Source organism: Vallitalea sp. (assembly GCF_025211055.1).
In the GTDB taxonomy this organism is placed as follows: domain Bacteria; phylum Bacillota; class Clostridia; order Lachnospirales; family Vallitaleaceae; genus Vallitalea.
Genome location: NZ_JAOARO010000099.1, coordinates 26,449 through 44,840, shown reverse-complemented (window position 1 = coordinate 44,840; position 18,392 = coordinate 26,449). Strand labels below are relative to the sequence as shown.

The window sequence follows — 18,392 nt, the reverse complement described above, 5'->3', positions numbered from 1 at the left end:
CACTTATGCTACAGTATTGTATATTTAATTGTAACCAACTGTAATTAGTATACTATATTTATTTACTAGCATTAACAAATCTGATTCCCAATGCTAGATATATAATTCCCATCAATAATAATACTAGTACAGGTGTAACTATGGATTCTATCCCATGCCCATACATTATCAAGTCCTTTATACCCTCTAAAGCCCATTTTTGCGGTGTCAGATTAGCAATGAACAGTAATGTTTTTGATTGTATTATTTCTAATGGCCACATACAGCCACCTAGCATTGATGTACTAACAGTAATTACAGGCACTATAGATGATAATTGCTGTCTCGTCTTGAAAAATGAAGATATAAACAGTCCAAGACATGTAATTGTAAATATAAAAGCTCCTAATAGTAAAAGTACTCCAATATCGCTTTTTCCCCAATCTATATGAAATAAGTATTTACCTCCATACACCATAACTAATATATTAACAAAACCAGCTATAAATGTTGCAATAACATTTCCTGATAATATAGAAATGTTTTTTAATGGAGATACTAGCTGTCGCTGCCAAACATAGTGCTTTTTCTCGTCAACTATATTCCCTATACCAAAAAATACCAAGAACATGGAAAAGAACAATGCAAAACCTGCTAAAGCCTGCTTGAGATTATCATAACTATACAAATCAGTATCAATGAATTCTGAACTAGTTTTATAAAATGCTTTTTTATCTCTTAGCTCTCCCATTTCCTCCATAATTTCTTTTTGAATTTTATTCTTTTCTACAGCTATTCCTGATTTATTAAGATACTTGTATGTTATATCTGCAAGTTTCATATCATTTTGAAATATATTTGATATCCCTGAAAGTAAGCGTTTTAACATTATTGTATCTCTAGTCTTATTTATACTCATTACAGATAGTTTGATACCTTGTGTACCTTCTTCTACAACAATAGCACCAATCCCTTTTGACCTTTTTACGCTATCTACTGCTTTATCATATTTCACTTCTTTTAATTTTAGAACTTTACTCTCTTGTAATTTAGTTATCAACAATTCACTTATATTGTTTTCTGCATTATCCACAATATAGACTGTTGGCTTAACACTTTTTGTGGAAAAAGATGCACCAAATATATAAGTGAATATTAGCATCATAGCAATAAAACTAAGAAGAATAGGTGAATCATTCTTATATCCTAAAATTTTGACTTTCAGTACTGCAAACATTTATATAGCCTCCCTTCGCAACTTGACCAGTATAGCAGAGACCATAATAAACCCTACTCCAGTACCAACTAATATTGCATAATAATTCCACATATCAACCAAGCTATTGTTTCTCATGATGCCAGTATATATTTTTATGGCAACCCCGCTGGTAGAAAAATATGATAACTTGTTCATAAAACTTGGTAAAGTCTCTATTGGTACGAAACTACCACCTATCAACGCCATGAATTGTATTATTCCAAGTTCGAATACATTAGCAAATTTATAATTACCCACTATCAATGTTATAACAGATATAAATATTCCCAGACCACCAATAGCCAAACTACTGCTTAGTACACTTAACAAGACAAGCCCTATATCTCCCCAGTTTATTTTCAGTACGATACTTGAATAGAGAATCATAACAACTGACTGTAATATAGCAACTATACATATCATAAAAAAATTACTTATCATTATCTTACTAAGTGGTACTCCAGCAACTCTATTTCTTTGATATGTTATATTCTCTTTTTCTTCCAATAACAATCTACCACCATTGCTAGCACTATAAAGAATGAACATAGCCATCATAGCTACAGCATAATACTGGAAGCTAGACAAATTTTTCTTTCCTTCCACATCTATATCTTTTATATTAAGGTTCTTCTGAACATTCTCAGTTAACTCTTCCATCAAATAAGGAATTCCTTCGAATGCCGACTCCAAATTACTGTATTCCTGAACCTTATTGATAAACACTTCTTTATCAAGAGAATAATTATTCATTGTTCCCATAAAACCATTAATGACAGCTTCTACAATACTTCCTTTTATGCTATTATCCGTATGCTTTAAAATTTCTACATCCACTATATTTCTTACAGGTAAAGCATAGTTCATGTAAGTGTTATAAATATAGTTTTCTGGTAGAATAACAACAGCAGTCACTTCCTTTGATTCTAACATTTTTCTTGCTTTCTCTTCATCCTGTACAGTATAAGTCATTACTTCTTGTATGTTGTCTGAATCAAGAAACTCAAAAAATATATTTTCTATGTTATAATCTTTTACGAATGATAATAGACTCTCTCTACTTTTTTCATCCAAATCTTTTGTAAAAAAACCTTTATTCACAGTTTCTTCAAATCTTGCCATATCCTCTAAGGCATCATAATTTTTAACAATGGCTACATTAATATTTCCTATAGAATTTCCCCCATCCCCAAACATATCGTTAAGAGAAAAACCTAATATAGTCATAAGTACAATAGGCATTAAAAGGATAATAGCTAATAACTTTTTATCGTAAATAATCTTCTTTACATCTTTGACTATGATATGTCTTAGTTTCAATTAGCCCCATCCTTTCTAATCTCTAAGTGCCTTACCTGTCAAGTGTAAGAATACAGTCTCTAAGTTAGGTTCATTAATATCAATAGAACGGATACCGCTTTCTGTATTATTCAACACTTCAATAATTCTTTTAAATGTTGCTTTACCATTACTGACAGTAACGATAACTGTATTTTCTTCACTGCTGACATCTGTTACTTCTTCAATATTACCTATATCCTTCAATAATGTATCATTGACATTATCCACTTTTATAAGAATTCTTTTTTTATCATCAATGAGATTAACTAAATCTTTCTTAGTACCATTTGCAATTATTCTACCATTATCCATAATACATACTTTGTTACAGATATACTCTACTTCTTCCATATAATGACTTGTATATATTACTGTCATTCCCTCTTTATTAAGCTCCAAAACAGTATCAAGAATATGCTTTCTTGATTGTGGATCTATACCTACAGTTGGTTCATCCATGATGATTAATTCAGGTTCATGCAAAAGAGCCGCTCCAATGTTAAGTCTTCTCTGCATTCCACCAGAATATTGACTTACTTTATCTTTCAATCTATCTGTTATACCAATGATTCCAGAGACTTTCTTGATCTGCTTCTTAAGTTTCTTACCTTTCAACCCATAAGCTCTTCCCCAGAATTCAAGATTTTCCCTACCTGTAAGGTTTGGATATAGGGCTATTTCTTGAGGCACATAACCTAGACTTCCTTGAATGGCTTGTGGACTTTTTACGATATCTTTACCTTTGTATGTTATGACACCATCATCAGGTTTTATCAATGTTGAAAGCATGGAGATAGTTGTTGATTTTCCTGCTCCATTAGGTCCAAGCAACCCTAATATTTCACCTTTTTCTATACTAAATGAAATATCATCCACCGCTTTTATGTCTTTAAAATATTTTTTTAGATGTGATACATTAAGTAATTGCATATTAATATGCCTCCATTCCTATGATTCTATATAATTATACATTTCATTACCTTTTGATTTACAAACCTATGATACTATCTATATTCTTCAATTCATCCATCTCAATGATATCTTCTTCGTTGAACTTAGGAATATTAATCTCCTGTTTCTTTCCTATATCCCAGTTAGTTTTATCAATAGAGACTTGAATTGACATTGGCTCTCCTTTTTTCTGATCAGTCATACTCATTTCTATTGTCATTTTTTCTCTTATAAGATATCCGTCAAAATCAATATAAGCTTTGGCTTCAAAATTATCAAAAACCACTATTTCAAACATCTCATCAATATTTTTCATAATATCTTCTTTATCAATATTATCTGGGTTATCTCTATCATCAGATATGAATATAAAATCTTCAATGATTTCACCTTCTTTTAAACTTATAAATATCTCCTTACTCAATTCTTTTAATTGTTCAGCACTAATCTTTATTGATACTTCTTTTGCTTTTACCTGACCATCTTTTGTATCAATAATTGTATTTTCACCTTTCAGTACATTTTCTTCTCCCAATAGTTCTAGCCATTTATCTGATACATTAGCAAATATCTTATCATAGTTGTTAGTAGTGAAATTCTTTTCATCCAGCTTAGCATATTTCTTGAGTACTGGAATTTGTATATATTCCTTATCTCCATCCTTATAAAAATAAGAATCCATACCTAATCCACCAAAATTCATATAAATATCTGTTGCAATCTTATCTTGTATCATATCATACTGATTAGTTATATTAAACATCATTTCCTTATAATGATTCAGTTGTGTAACTTTTTCTAACGATAAACCTTCTGTATTATAATCTACATTTATCTTTATTTCCATAGATTCTTTCCCCATCTTCTCAGAATCCGTTTTTACTACCGCATTATTATAATCTACCATTGCTTTAGTTGAACATGCAGTCAACATTGCTACTATAATAACCGTCATCATTATTACACTAATCATCTTTTTCATTTTATACACCTCATTTAGCTATTTAGTTAATTACTATACAACTAATATACACCATCACCAATAATATTCCATGTATCTATTGTCACATTATACCCATGACTTTTTGCACATTTATAATATTCATGACTAATGAAAACTCATTTAATATGACTATAGCTTATTCTTAATAGCAAAAATAGCCAACTGAGTACGGTCCCTGAGATCAAGTTTTCCCAATATACTAGTTATATGATTTTTGACAGTCCCTTGACTCAAGAATAATTCTTCAGATATTTCTTTATTATTCTTTCCTTTTGCCAATAGACTACAGATATCTTTCTCCCTTGATGTTAAAGTAGTTACCTCCTGTACCCTTTCATATTCCTGTTCATTGTTACTTATCTCCTTGAATCTATCCATAACTTTTGTTGCAACAGATGGATTTATCAATGTTCCTCCATTATATACACATCTAATTGCCTCAGATATCTCTTTTGGCATTGCATCTTTCAACAAATAACCTGATGCCCCATATTTCAGAGAATCAAATATGTACTCATCATCATTAAAAGTTGTCAAAACGATAATCTTAATACTCCCATTATAATCTTTTATGGCTCTTGTAGCCTCCACACCATTCATAACAGGCATTCTAATATCCATCAATACCACATCAATATTATCTACCTTACATCTATTTACAGCTTCCTCTCCATTTTTTACTCCCCCTACTACTTCAATATCTCCCTCTTTCCCCAAAATCATAGTCAACCCCTGTAACAAAATATCCTGATCATCCACCAACAATACTCTTATCATCATCCACATCCCTTTCCAAATTAATCAACTAAATATCACCCAAGATACCCTAATCACTAACCAATACGTACACTACATTGTGATAAATAGTAAGTTTTACGAAGACCGTTCCTTCAGGAGTAAGGCAAGTAAAACTTACTATTTATCACTACGCTTAATCCCGTTAGTCTATAAAATTAAAACCTATCCCCTATTAATTTCCCCCATAACTTCAAATCCATATTCATTCCTATACTCAATAAATCCTCCTAATAAACTCACTCTTTCTCTCATCCCCTTTAATCCATACCCTTCACAAACATCATCACATCCAACACCATTATCAGTTATAGAAAATCTAATAACATCTTTCTCATATTTAATAACAATCTTCATTTCATCAGCTTTTCCATGCCTTACAGCATTGGTCATTGATTCCTGTATAACTCGATACAATGTTATATAAACATCTGGCGACAAAGCTATCTTCTCTCCATTAACTTCAAAATAAATATTAACACCTGTCTTGTTTGAAAACTCCTCAATAAGCTCCTTGATAGCACCTATATCAGTATACATTCTACTTTCATCTTTAAAAGTTTCTACAATCTCTCTAACTTTCTTCAAACTTTCCCTTGCAGTTATCTTAGATTCTTCCATAAGAACTTTTGCCTCATCCATATCTTTATCCATCATTGAACTTGTCATTTCCATCTGCATTATAAGCCCTGTCATATTATGTCCAAGTGTATCGTGCAAATCTCTAGCTATCCTATTTCTTTCTTGGGTAGTTGTCAGTTCCTTAATCTTCTGAGCATAGTCTTTTAATTTATAATGAGCACTCAATAATTCCTTATATATATTATCAATCTTACTTTTTTCTTCTTGATGATACTTAGCGAACCCCAATATAATAATTACCAAAGAATTAATGAGAACGAAAAGAAACATCTGAGATATATTAGAAATGCTATTGTTAAAAGATATTAGATTAAAAAATTTGTACAACGATATTATAAATGCCAAAGAATTAATTATCAAACTGCTTTTGAAACTAAGCAATGAGGTCGATTCGATAATTATTAATAAATAAACAGCATGTATAAAATAATTGATAGCAAACTTTGAATTGATTTCTATAAACAGCAACAACAATATCTTCAAACATAATATGACTAGTATTATTTTTGAATGTTCTTTAAAGATATTCTTAACAATAGACAATATGACATAAGCTACGAATAATGTTAGTAATAACACATATCTATTATCCTTAGCTCCTTCGTATATAAACGCAAAATAAAATATTATCATAGCAAGTAAATCTATCAAATAGTATCCTATTTTTCTAACCATTATCATTATTAACACCTTACCTTAATAAAAAGTTATATTTCTTTACTCAAAAAAGTTACTTCGTCTTGAAAAGCAAGTTGTTCGTTAGGAAAGTATCCATAACGCATCTGAAAATGCTTCATTTATATGCTATATTCAAGGACTTTCCTATACGACAAGAAAAGAGGTTATGCCTCGTCATAGTTCTATAAGATAAATTATAATCTAGATATCTTATTATTTCAATGTAACTTCACATGCTATTTAATTTTATTCTTTGATACATATGATAAATAGAGTATAATTGTTATAACATAGTTTATTAGATATATTTAATGAAACTATCATAAAGACAAAGAAATAGGATATATCTCAGAAGAAGGGATACCATTCTTATCTTTCACATATATGAAAAATATCATTGGTTTAGATTTTTATATGCCTTTAGCTGATATAGAAAAATACCTGAATCTTGATTTGATTATAGAATAATACAATGGATGGCTATAAAGCTTACTTCTTACGATGTTATTCGTATTTCTGTCAATAAAGATGGAAATGTACTATGTGGTATAATGCGAATTAACTATAATACAAAAGAGATCAAACATTATGTTGATATTGTTAAAGATTCCGATGATTATGTTCATACAGCAATTACTGATAAAAACATTTTTTATACTTTAGAAAATTCTCCTAATGTTCTATATAGAGTTGATTTATAAAATATGTTACTAACAGAACAAGTAAGCACAGTGTATCTATACTGTGCTTACTTGTTTAGAGTGATTATTTTAATTAATAATCATAATTATGTACTATGATTATTAATTATTACTGAGCATAGATTATATGTTTAATTTTATCATTAACTTATTATCTATTCACTCATATCATTTTCTACAACAACATTCAATGTAGTTGAAGTAATAACATTACCTGATTCATCAGTAATCTTTACTTGTATCTCATGATTACCGTTGTCTACTGTAGTAGTATCCCATTCAATAACTTTAGGTATTTCAGTGAATTGTATTACTTTATTTTCATCAACATATAATTCAATAAGCTTTATAGATTTGTTCTCATCAACGTAAGTATCTATAGTCATAATATCACTAATGATATCTCCATCAACAATAACATCTGTTGGTTCTATAGTTTCTGTTGAATCCTCAACTAAATCTATATCTTCATCTTGAGTAGAAACAACAGGATAAGTTGCTGTTAAGGAATAATCTGCTCCGAAAAAGCTAAATGCTGAAACTACAATTGAATATGTTCCAGTTTCAGTGGCATCATATGATATACTGGAACTATTAGTAGCTAGTAGATTACCACTAGGATTATATAGTCTCATTTCTAATGATGATGAACTACCTGATAATTTTAAATCTATTTTACCATTTGCAGTAACATTAATGTCAATTTGTGGACTATAGAATATACTTGCAATACCAGTGGAAGTTTTAGTTTTATATTTCACAGCAGAAGTATTATTTACAGTAACAGTAATCTCATTAGATAGACCTTCATTATTAGATGAATCTATTGCTTTTACTTTTAATGTATGAGATGCATTACTTACTGTAGTTGTATCCCATTCATAACTGTAAGGTGATGTAGTGTCTTCACCTATTTTATTATTATCCACATAGAATTCAACTTTACTAACTGCTATATTATCCCAGGCATCAGCATTAATATTTATTGTTCCACTAACATCATCACCATTAGCAGGTGAAGTTATATTACATGTTGGTGCTACATTATCAACTACTGGATTACCAAAATTAGCAGAGGCAAATAATGCAAAGGATTGAGGTCCTTGTGGTACATTGTAGCCTTTAACTTCAACTGAATAATTACCTGTTTCTGGAGAATTAATATATATATTTTCTACATTATTCAATCTATCATAACTGCTATTATATGGTTGAGTAAAATCGTTACCATAATATATGATACCAGAAGGAGATGTAACTTTTATATCTAGGTCATTAACTAATGCTTTAGATGCAGCTGTTGAACCAGGATAATCTGACCAAACTAGAGATATAGTTAATGGAGTACTAGTTGATTCAATAGTATAAGTAAAGTTTTGTGTAGCACCTGTAGCTAGATTATAAGTTTCATCAGAATATTCATATTCTTTGTTCTTCAATGAATCTGCTAAGTTAACACGTCCCCATCCTTGATCTTTACTTGGGAAACCAAAACCTAAATCAGTACCACCATTGATAATTGCAGCTTTCATTAATGCTGCACTTGGTGTATGATTCCAAACATCCTGCATATATCCACGTGCTGCTGCTACTGCTCCAGCAGTTAATGGAGTAGACATTGAAGTACCACCCATGTAAGCATAGTAATTATTGTAGCCTGCCCAGTAATTACTTGCAGGTGCTACAGATGATTTGGTAGAAAGTATCCATGTACCTGGAGCCACTATATCAGGTTTTATTCTTCCATCATCACAATTACCACGACTAGAAAATGGCGCAATCTCATTTGGATTATCCCCAATATTACCCCACTTAGTATTAGGCATGTTAGGACGATAGTTTTCAGTTGCTCCTACAGTAATACAGTTTTTAGCTGTTCCAGGAGAACCAATTGAATTATAAGCTGTTCCACTGTATCCATCGCCTTCATTTCCAGCAGCGAAAAGGATAATCATATCTTTATTATTCCATACATATTCATCAACATCTTGTGAACTTCCAGTATATTGTCCATTAACTGGAGCTCCCCAAGAATTTGTATGAATATGAGCACCTTCATTTTCTGCTTGTTGGAATAAACTATTCAAATCATCTGGTAGACCTCCTAGTCCGCCATTAGAATCTAATACTGATTGAAATACAAGATGAGCTTGTGGAGCAATACCTTTAATTTGACCATTGGAACTAGTACCATCACCTAGAACTGACCCAGCAACATGAGTACCATGACCATGTATATCATCAGCTGTAGCTCTACCTAATGGGAATATACTATCTATCCTACCTTGAAAGTCTGAGTGCATTCCGCTATTATTAACACCAGTATCAATACCAGTATCACAAACTGCAACAACTTGTCCATTTCCCTTATGACCTAAATTATTAATACTATTCACACCCATGTAGTCTCTAGCTTTATCATTGAATAATTCATATTCAATCACTGGTTCTATGTATTTAACTGAATTCAGACTAGCAAATTTTTCAAGACTATTTGGATTCAATTTAACGATTACTTCATTTTCAGTAGAACCTATTTTAGTACCACCGAATTCTTTTATATAAGCATCTAGAATAGATGAATCGTCAAATGTAAATATTTTGACAGATATTTCTTCAGTCAATTCTTCTGGTGTAATTAATCTAGTTATTCTTTTTTTATCTTTTAATACAGGATTTATTTTATATTCAGGCTGGTAACTTACAATCTTATTTACGTAAGGAAGTAGTGAAACATCAGAAATTGTATTAGATTTTATTCTTGATAGAAATGCAAAATTCGGGATATATTCAATAAGTTCTACACCTAATTTCGTTATATCGTTTTTCATATACTCATCAATTGGTCCTTCAAAAGAAATAATATATATACCAGAATCTTCGACTTTTGCTCTTTTTAATTCATCTAAGTTCAATTCAAAACCTTTTAAATAAATAATACACGGGGTATCATTATCACCTTCAACAGTACTAGCTAGCAAAGACTTTGGAGACAATGTAAATGTAACAAACATAATAACTAATAACAACCCAATTTTCCCTTTAAAATTTTTCTTCATTACAATTCCTCCTTTTTTTTTACTTTTCAAAAAATTTTATTGAGGGTTACATATTAAATTACTTGAAAAATACCACCTCTAATCTATACTTCATTATTATTATGTAAATAAGAGTATATTTTTAGAAATATTCGGTTAGTTTTACGCAGAAATTTTCTGAATAGACCATAGAATAAGATATTTCGCATTATATTAAGTGATTTTCGATTAAACAGATATGTTTATAACAAGCTTGTATTATAATTTATAAATTATACAACATTATATTAACATATACTGTAAAAAAAGTAAATAAATAATTTTATATTTTTATATATTTATAAAATTTTTTTTGCTTGACTTATGTAAAAATAAGTGTTAATCTATTGATTAATAGGTATCTTTAATTTAGTCCAAGAGAGGCTAGGAAGGTAACGTTTAATATGATTTTTTCCAAAAGATATCCTATAAAATTATAACCTTTAATCTAGTACCGTGATGCTAAAAAGGAGGAAATACCATGTTAAAAGGAAAACATTTGATACAACCAGATGATTTTACTGTTGAGGAATTGGAAGATATTTTTACATTAGCAGATGACATTATTAAAGATCCAGATAAATATTTGGACGTTTGCAAAGGCAAATTATTAGCTACTCTATTCTACGAACCATCTACAAGAACAAGATTTAGTTTTGAAGCAGCAATGCTAAGACTAGGTGGAGGCGTATTCGGATTCTCTGAAGCTTCATCATCATCAGTTTCCAAAGGTGAAAGTATTGGTGATACTATTAGAACTGTAAGTTGCTATGCTGATATAGCTGTAATGAGACATCCAAAAGAAGGTGCCCCAAAACTTGCATCCAAATATTCTGATATACCAGTAATAAATGCTGGTGACGGAGGACATCAACATCCCACTCAGACATTAACTGATCTACTTACAATCCGCTCATACAAAAAAAGTTTCTCCAATAATGTTATCGGACTATGCGGTGACTTGAAATTTGGAAGAACAGTTCATTCATTAGTCAAAGCCCTTAGCAGATATGAAAATATTAAATTTGTCTTTATAGCTCCTCCAGAGCTTGAAATACCATCTTATATTATAGAAGAGCTTACTAACCATGAATTTTATCAAACATCCAATCTCGAGGAAGCTATCCCTGATCTTGATATACTATATATGACCCGTATTCAAAAAGAAAGATTTTTTAATGAAGAAGAATATCTTAGACTAAAAGGTTATTATCTATTAGATAATGAGAAGTTGATGAATGCTAAGAAAGATATGATTATTCTACATCCATTACCAAGAGTTGATGAAATAAGCACAGAGGTAGATAATGACCCAAGAGCAGTTTATTTTAACCAGGCTAAATATGGTATGTATGTTAGAATGGCACTGATATTAAAGCTTTTAGGAGGGGATATTAATGTTAAAAATTAATGGAATCAAAAAAGGGATTGTTATAGACCATATAAAAGCAGGACTAGGATATAAAATATTCAAAGAACTAAAATTAGATGAAGCAGACTGTACTACAGCTCTTATCAAAAATGCACCTTCCAACAAATTAGGTAAGAAGGATTTAATAAAAATAGATAATGTAATTGATTTAAACCTAGACGTTCTTGGATTAATCGACCCAGGACTTACAATAACAATTATTGATGACGAGAACATAGTGGATAAGATAAAGCTATCTATTCCAGAAAAAGTAGTTGGTATTCTAAAATGCAATAATCCTAGATGTGTTACTACTATTGAAAAAAATGAAGATATTACATTTACTCTAGTTGATCCAGAGAAGAAAGAATATAAATGCGAGTATTGTGATACTAGAACTTCTCTATAAAAATAATATCATTACAGGCTGTCTAAATATATTACAATTTTTAAATAAAATATATTAAGACAGCCTATTATATATTGAACTAAAACATCTATACATCCATTTCAATGATTTAGCTACAAATTACTTATTTCTTTATCTTATCAATAAAACCATTAGTCTTATCCACAAAATCATGCATGCGATTAACTAATAGATTATCAAAAACTTGTCCTTTCCTTTTCTCCATATAGAACATAGAAACTGCTCCAAGCCCAACATGAGTACCTACAGCAACTCCCATTTGCATTATTAAAATCTCCCCATTGAAATCAGAATCTCTCTTGATTCTTTCTCTTAGATTTTCTGCATATTTTATATCAGATGTATAGCCAATTATAATGAAATTACTATATCTCATGTCAATTCTTTTATCAAATTCCTTAACCAAAAATGATAGAACTTTTTTTCTTCCACGTTCTTTTGCTACTATAGCACCTTTTCCTTTTTTTATAGTCATTATTGGTTTAATCCTAAGTATTTTACCTACAAAAGCACTAGAATTGGTAAGTCTTCCACTTTTGATAAGATGATCTAAGTCATCCACTGTTAAGAAATGTTTTACTTGTTTTTTATGAATCTCTATCCAGTTAACTAATTTGTCAAAGCTAGCTCCTCTATCTCTATAAATAGCAGCTTTCATTATTAACCAGCCACTACCATGACTCATACACATAGAATCTATTACTTGTATCTTGACTTCTGATTTCTCATTCTCTTCATAGAAATATGTTTTTGCAAGTTCTGCAGATTGATATGAACCACTAGTTAAACTAGACATACAAATACATAATATCTCATTGTGTCCTTCTTCAACTGCCTCATTGATGATTCTTAAGAATTCAGATGGGTTAGGCATTGATGTAGTTGGCTCATTTTCTAATTCTTCAATAATTCTATAGAATTTATCTGCTGATATATCTATCTTATCTCTATAAACTTTGCCATTGATATTAATGGTAAGTGGAGCTATTCCTATATCATATTTCTTAATAATATTTGGTGATAGGTCACAAGTTGAATCTGCTATTATTTTTATCATTTTTTCCTCCTGATTGCTTTCTGTTGTATTTTTATCAATTAATGGTTACTGTTAATTAATAATATGTAATATCCGAATACTTATATTTAGTATACTCCATTTTGCACTAATTTAAAAGAATTGTTATGGTTCTTATAGAAATAAATGGAATAAAAAAATAGACTCTATTCATTTAAACAGTCCTTAAACTTAGGTTTAAGTTATCTGATTAAGTAAAGTCTATTTTAATAAGCTTATATATTATCTTTTAGTTATTTCTACCATATTGACTTTCCATAATTTTTTCTGTCAACAATTTTGCATATTCATGTTCTTTGATTATATGTTCAAGAATAGCAAAGAACAATTTTGGCAAGTTATTCTTAATATTAGCAGGTAAATTTTCCATACTGTCTTTAAATCTATCTAGCAATATAAGAAATTCTTTGTTGACATTACAAAATTCTTTTAATATTATACTAAGATTCATCATATTTAACTTAGAATATATGCAAGAGAGTTTATAATTAATCTTATTGAATCTATTAGCTATATCATTAAAATCACCAATGACTTTTTTAGGTAATTGCTCCATTTCATTAGGGCTGATATTCATTATGATAGATGGATGTTCAGCACCTATAATACTCCAAAAATATATTTGTCCATATATGCATTGTAATGGATTAGTACCTAGAGCCATTCGTCTAAAATTAGAGTTTATTATCACATTATCTGGATAAACATCTCCAGTACACATCAAAGGTCTAAAAATTTCCTTAACATACATCTGTTCATATAAGATATGATATGTAACTTGATATAATATTGGAAAACCATTGAAGCCTTCAAATTTCAGCCTTTGTAATAATGTGATAAAATGATCATTGGCTATAAGAAATCTTTTTACCATAAAATAGACATTAGTATCTCTCTTCACATCATCCAGTTCATTATAGATGTTCTGAAACGTTTTATAGAGCCTTTTCAAGTCATTATTAAAGCTATCAAATAGAATTCCTTTGTTTGGAGTTGTAGAATTCAATAAAACATCAATATGCTGGTACGAGTTTTTAGACCAATACCTGATAGTTTCTATTGTAATAGCATTTACAAAAGAATAAATTCCACAATCAAACATATCCATAGGCATCTCTCCCACATAAATATTAATATAACTTAATACCATTATAAGAAAGAGAAATGCTTTTTGTTACATTATCCATATTAATTTGAAAATTGCTGAACTCGTTTCTATCATAATTTTGTAATTTTCTTAGGTTTTATTGTTAATAGAGCTATAAACATACCTATAATCGCCATAATCATTATAGGTAAAAAGATATAATGGTAGCTACCAAACTGTGTTCTAATAAAGCCAGCCAAAGGTGTTCCTATTACTGCACCTATGCCGTATGCAGTAAATAACACACCGTAATTACGACTATAGTTTGCTTCACCAAAATACATAGCTATAGTCGTTGGTGCAATTGAAAGCCAGGCACCTAAATTCATCCAAAGAACTGATAGTGCTATTATATATATTAAGATAGTATAGTTATTAGTCATGTACATTAGACCTGCTGTAATAAAAATAAGTATGAATGAAGTCATAGCAGATACAAAGGGACTAAATCTATCTGTAATCCAGCCAAAAAGCGGGCGTCCAATTGCATTAAAAATTGCAAAAATGGATAGAAGTGAAGCTGTTGTATTAGAATTAATTTTGAACAACTCTTCACCAATTTGGCTTGAGATACCAATAATCATAAGACCAATGGAAGTACCAATAACAAAACATAACCACAGTCCTTGAAATTTGGTATTTTTTATTAATTCAAGAATACTGTCTTCATTGGTAATGTTGTTATCTATTTTCAATTTATTATTACTTTCTGCTACTTGAGCAGGCTTTTCAAAATATAATCCTAATAAAGGTATTACAATTAAGAAAAAAATGCCCACAACCTTAAAAGTATTATTAACGCCTAATTGATTAATTAAAGCTTTTGTTATGGGAGCTGTTATTAAAGGTGATAAACCAAATCCTGCAAGTAATAATCCAATAGCTATACCACGTTTTTTTGTAAAACAACTTGATATAACTTTTATTGGAGGTCCATAAGCAATACCAACACCAGCACCTGATATTGCACCATATGACAGTATAATCATACTAAATGATACTGCAATACCTGATAAAATCCAACCTATACCTACCATAACACCACCTATTAAAATCATAATTTTAGGATTTAAGCGGTCAATTAATTTACCAGTTATTACCATAGATGCTGTATATGATAATAAAAATACTAGATATGGTAAACCACTCAAGGTAGCATCAATCTGATACTGTTCTTCTATGGGAGTTCTAAACACACTCCAGGAATATACTGTTCCTAGACACATAAACATTATCATCCCCAGAATAACAAACGTCCATCTTTTGAACATATAATGATTTGTTGAACTACTTGTACTACTGTATTTTAAGCTATTCATATATATACTCCTAGATGTTCTCTACTATTTGATATGATCACTTTTGAAGCTAAATTTAATATACTTTTCACGTCTTTATTAATTATAGAACTAGTTACATCAAATGAGTTCATAATAATTTCCTTTCCCTCGAACTATAATAAATTAATACCGTGAGATTCACAATCTGTTATCATTTCTTCTGGCCAAATACTAGCTTGTACTTCTCCAATATGTGCTTTTCTTAAGAAATACATACATATTCTTGATTGACCTATTCCACCACCAATTGTATAAGGAAGTGTTTTATTCAATATCATTTGATGATATTTTAATTCTTTTCTTTCCTCTGCATCTGCAATTACTAATTGACTTTTAAGAGATTCTTCATCAACACGGATACCCATAGATGATAATTCAAAAGCTCTATTAAGTACTGGATTCCAGAATACAATATCTCCGTTTAATTCCCAATCATCATAGTCTGGTGCTCTACCATCATGTTTCTCTCCTGATTTTAAAGTACCGCCTATTTTCATGATGAAAACAGCATAATGTTCTTTTGCAGCTCTGTCTTCTCTCTCAGAAGGTTTTAGATTAGGATACAAATCTTCTAATTCTTGAGTAGTTATAAACTTGATCTCTTCAGGTAGATTTTTACCTAAAAATGGATATTTTTCATATAAAAAAGTCTCTGTATCTTTAAATACTTTATAGATTTTCCTAATGACATCTTTTAGAAATTCTTCATTTCTTTGTTCCTTAGTGACAACTCTTTCCCAATCCCATTGATCTACATAGATTGAGTGAAGATTGTCCATATCTTCATCTCTTCTTATAGCATTCATATCTGTATAGATACCTTTTGAAGCTTCAACCTTATAACGATGAAGAGCCATTCTTTTCCATTTTGCTAGAGAATGTACAATCTCTGCAACCTTACCTGTTTCCTTGATATCAAAACTAACAGGTCTTTCATATCCATTCAAGTTATCATTAAGTCCTGTTTCTGGTAATACAAATAATGGAGCTGATACCCTAGTAAGATTCAATACCTTTGATAAAGAATTTTCAAAAAAATCTTTCGTTTGTTTTACTGCTATCTCCGTCTCCATTAGACTCATTTTTGGTTCATAATCTTCAATAATCATTAATCGCTTCATGTTACCTCCTTGTGTTAGCTTTATCGCTTTGACTTTTTATTACATTAAACCACGATATTTAAAAAATGTAAATACAATAATATAAATATACTGTTCTACACATAAAAAGTCAACCCTCAAACACTTCTCCTATTGAAATCGACAAATATCTGCTATATAATTTAATAAGACATAAGTTATTACAATGATTATCATATTATCAGCAAAATAACTTATGTATAATAATCATATCAAGGAGGAGAATAAATGATTAAAAAAGTATTGATTAGCATGTTACTATTAACCCTAGTTCTTGTTGGCTGCCAAAAGAAACCATCTCTTAATGAAATGGTAAATTATGATACTACTGATGTAAGTAAGCAACAAAAAACTACAGATAATAATAATGACACTGAATCAAATGCAGACACTGAAACTATGGACAAAATCAAAGAACTTGAAGGTTCCTTAGCTGAAAAAGACAAGATTATTGATGATCTTAGAAGCCAAAATGAAGACCTTAATAAAAAATTAGAAGAAAAAGAAGAAGAAGATAAAAAAGCTAATACTTCTACAGTAAATAATGGTTCTTCTAGTTCAAAATCCAGTACAACTACAATTTCAAACACAGCTAAAAAATATTATAGAGTAATTGTAGGTTCATTTGACAAAAAAGAAAATGCTACAAAACTAAAAGAAGAGCTTCTCACTAAAAAAATAGATGCTTATGTTTCACCAAGTAACAATAAGTATAGAGTAATCGCAGGTACATTTTCACAAATGAAGAATGCTACTAAAAGAAAAGACCTTGTAGATAAATCAGGATATAACAGCTTTATTGTTTCTGAATAAACATTATATGTTATTATATAAATAAATATTATAAAATTACATATAGTATCTAAGGGGCAGTCCCCTATATATTCCACGACTAGTTAAGTCAAATATATTATGTACTGCCCCTTAATATCATTATACATTATATCTTTTTTCTAATTTTAATAGCTCATCTTTTGTATCTAATCCTCCAGCATACCCAACCAGTTTTCCACTACTGCCTATAACCCTATGACATGGAACTACGATAGCTATGGGGTTTTTGGAATTAGCCATTCCTACTGCTCTACAAGCTTTTTCATTACTTACTGCAACAGCAATATCCTTATATGAACAAACTTCCCCATAGGGTATTTTAGTTAGTGCATTCCATACTTTCTTTTGAAACGGGGTACCTCGTGGATTCAATTTGAGATCAAATATTTTTCTTTTGCCACTAAAATATTCATCTAGTTGGTTAAAAGTATCTATAAAAAAATTATCATTTCTAATCCATTCTTTTGATTGTTTAAGTTCTTTACCTGATTTAGTTTGAAGATGTATATAAGATAGTCCCTTGTCATCTCCTACAACAATAATAGGAAATAAAGGTGAATTAAATATTCCATAATACATGTTTAATCCTCC

The 18,392-nt window shown here is 30.0% G+C and carries 16 protein-coding genes; 4 read left to right on the top strand and 12 right to left on the bottom strand.

Features of this window, described 5'->3' with window-relative positions:
* Window positions 1–58 precede the first annotated feature (58 nt).
* The 6 genes from N4A55_RS15915 to N4A55_RS15890 all read right to left on the bottom strand — a co-directional run bounded on the left by N4A55_RS15915 (window position 59) and on the right by N4A55_RS15890 (window position 6,644).
* Entirely contained in the window at window positions 59–1,216 is a 1,158-nt protein-coding gene (locus N4A55_RS15915) for an ABC transporter permease (RefSeq protein WP_293758265.1), read from the bottom strand.
* Window positions 1,217–2,557 (bottom strand): ABC transporter permease, encoded by a 1,341-nt coding sequence (locus N4A55_RS15910; protein WP_293758262.1) that lies wholly within the window; start codon window positions 2,555–2,557, stop codon window positions 1,217–1,219. It lies immediately after the preceding gene.
* A gap of 15 nt (window positions 2,558–2,572) precedes the next feature.
* The gene (locus tag N4A55_RS15905) at window positions 2,573–3,508 is read right to left on the bottom strand and encodes an ABC transporter ATP-binding protein (protein WP_293758260.1); all 936 of its coding nucleotides are present in this window, start codon (window positions 3,506–3,508) and stop codon (window positions 2,573–2,575) included.
* A gap of 58 nt (window positions 3,509–3,566) precedes the next feature.
* A complete protein-coding gene (locus N4A55_RS15900) occupies window positions 3,567–4,511 on the bottom strand; it encodes a hypothetical protein (protein WP_293758257.1) in 945 nt (314 codons plus the stop codon).
* A 150-nt stretch (window positions 4,512–4,661) separates the two neighbouring features.
* Entirely contained in the window at window positions 4,662–5,309 is a 648-nt protein-coding gene (locus N4A55_RS15895) for a response regulator transcription factor (RefSeq protein WP_330666447.1), read from the bottom strand.
* Between the two features lie 183 nt (window positions 5,310–5,492).
* Window positions 5,493–6,644, bottom strand: coding sequence for a sensor histidine kinase (locus tag N4A55_RS15890; RefSeq protein ID WP_293758253.1), 1,152 nt, complete (start codon window positions 6,642–6,644; stop codon window positions 5,493–5,495).
* 479 nt (window positions 6,645–7,123) lie between these two features.
* Here N4A55_RS15890 and N4A55_RS15885 point away from each other — a divergent pair, with 479 nt between their 5' ends.
* Complete coding sequence (locus tag N4A55_RS15885; RefSeq protein WP_293758251.1) at window positions 7,124–7,348, top strand: hypothetical protein; 225 nt, start codon at window positions 7,124–7,126, stop codon at window positions 7,346–7,348.
* Window positions 7,349–7,503: 155 nt separating this feature from the next.
* Here the strand turns inward: N4A55_RS15885 and N4A55_RS15880 are convergent, their stop codons facing one another.
* The gene (locus tag N4A55_RS15880; protein ID WP_293758250.1) at window positions 7,504–10,407 is read right to left on the bottom strand and encodes a S8 family serine peptidase; all 2,904 of its coding nucleotides are present in this window, start codon (window positions 10,405–10,407) and stop codon (window positions 7,504–7,506) included.
* A gap of 499 nt (window positions 10,408–10,906) precedes the next feature.
* On the opposite strand from N4A55_RS15880, the gene pyrB reads away from it, so the two are divergent.
* Together pyrB and N4A55_RS15870 are read left to right on the top strand one after the other, a co-directional pair.
* The gene (pyrB, locus tag N4A55_RS15875; RefSeq protein WP_293758248.1) at window positions 10,907–11,836 is read left to right on the top strand and encodes an aspartate carbamoyltransferase; all 930 of its coding nucleotides are present in this window, start codon (window positions 10,907–10,909) and stop codon (window positions 11,834–11,836) included.
* Window positions 11,823–12,245 carry an aspartate carbamoyltransferase regulatory subunit gene (locus N4A55_RS15870; RefSeq protein ID WP_293758247.1) on the top strand — a complete coding sequence of 141 codons (423 nt, stop codon included), beginning with the start codon at window positions 11,823–11,825 and terminating at the stop codon, window positions 12,243–12,245. Before pyrB ends, N4A55_RS15870 begins: the two co-directional genes overlap by 14 nt.
* A 124-nt stretch (window positions 12,246–12,369) precedes the next feature.
* Here the strand turns inward: N4A55_RS15870 and N4A55_RS15865 are convergent, their stop codons facing one another.
* The 4 genes from N4A55_RS15865 to asnA all read right to left on the bottom strand — a co-directional run bounded on the left by N4A55_RS15865 (window position 12,370) and on the right by asnA (window position 16,949).
* A complete protein-coding gene (locus tag N4A55_RS15865) occupies window positions 12,370–13,323 on the bottom strand; it encodes a DegV family protein (RefSeq protein WP_293758245.1) in 954 nt (317 codons plus the stop codon).
* Between the two features lie 247 nt (window positions 13,324–13,570).
* Window positions 13,571–14,449: a hypothetical protein gene (locus tag N4A55_RS15860; RefSeq protein ID WP_293758243.1), complete on the bottom strand. Its 879-nt coding sequence runs from the start codon at window positions 14,447–14,449 to the stop codon at window positions 13,571–13,573.
* A 110-nt stretch (window positions 14,450–14,559) separates the two neighbouring features.
* Window positions 14,560–15,807, bottom strand: a complete 1,248-nt coding sequence (locus tag N4A55_RS15855; protein ID WP_293758241.1) for an L-lactate MFS transporter — start codon at window positions 15,805–15,807, stop codon at window positions 14,560–14,562.
* Window positions 15,808–15,941: 134 nt separating this feature from the next.
* A complete protein-coding gene (asnA, locus tag N4A55_RS15850; RefSeq protein ID WP_293758239.1) occupies window positions 15,942–16,949 on the bottom strand; it encodes an aspartate--ammonia ligase in 1,008 nt (335 codons plus the stop codon).
* Between the two features lie 246 nt (window positions 16,950–17,195).
* Between asnA and N4A55_RS15845 the strand changes: the two genes are divergently transcribed.
* Window positions 17,196–17,780 carry an SPOR domain-containing protein gene (locus N4A55_RS15845; RefSeq protein ID WP_293758237.1) on the top strand — a complete coding sequence of 195 codons (585 nt, stop codon included), beginning with the start codon at window positions 17,196–17,198 and terminating at the stop codon, window positions 17,778–17,780.
* Window positions 17,781–17,900: 120 nt separating this feature from the next.
* Here N4A55_RS15845 and N4A55_RS15840 read toward each other — a convergent pair whose 3' ends face one another.
* Window positions 17,901–18,380: a methylated-DNA--[protein]-cysteine S-methyltransferase gene (locus N4A55_RS15840; protein WP_293758235.1), complete on the bottom strand. Its 480-nt coding sequence runs from the start codon at window positions 18,378–18,380 to the stop codon at window positions 17,901–17,903.
* Between the last annotated feature and the right edge of the window lie 12 nt (window positions 18,381–18,392).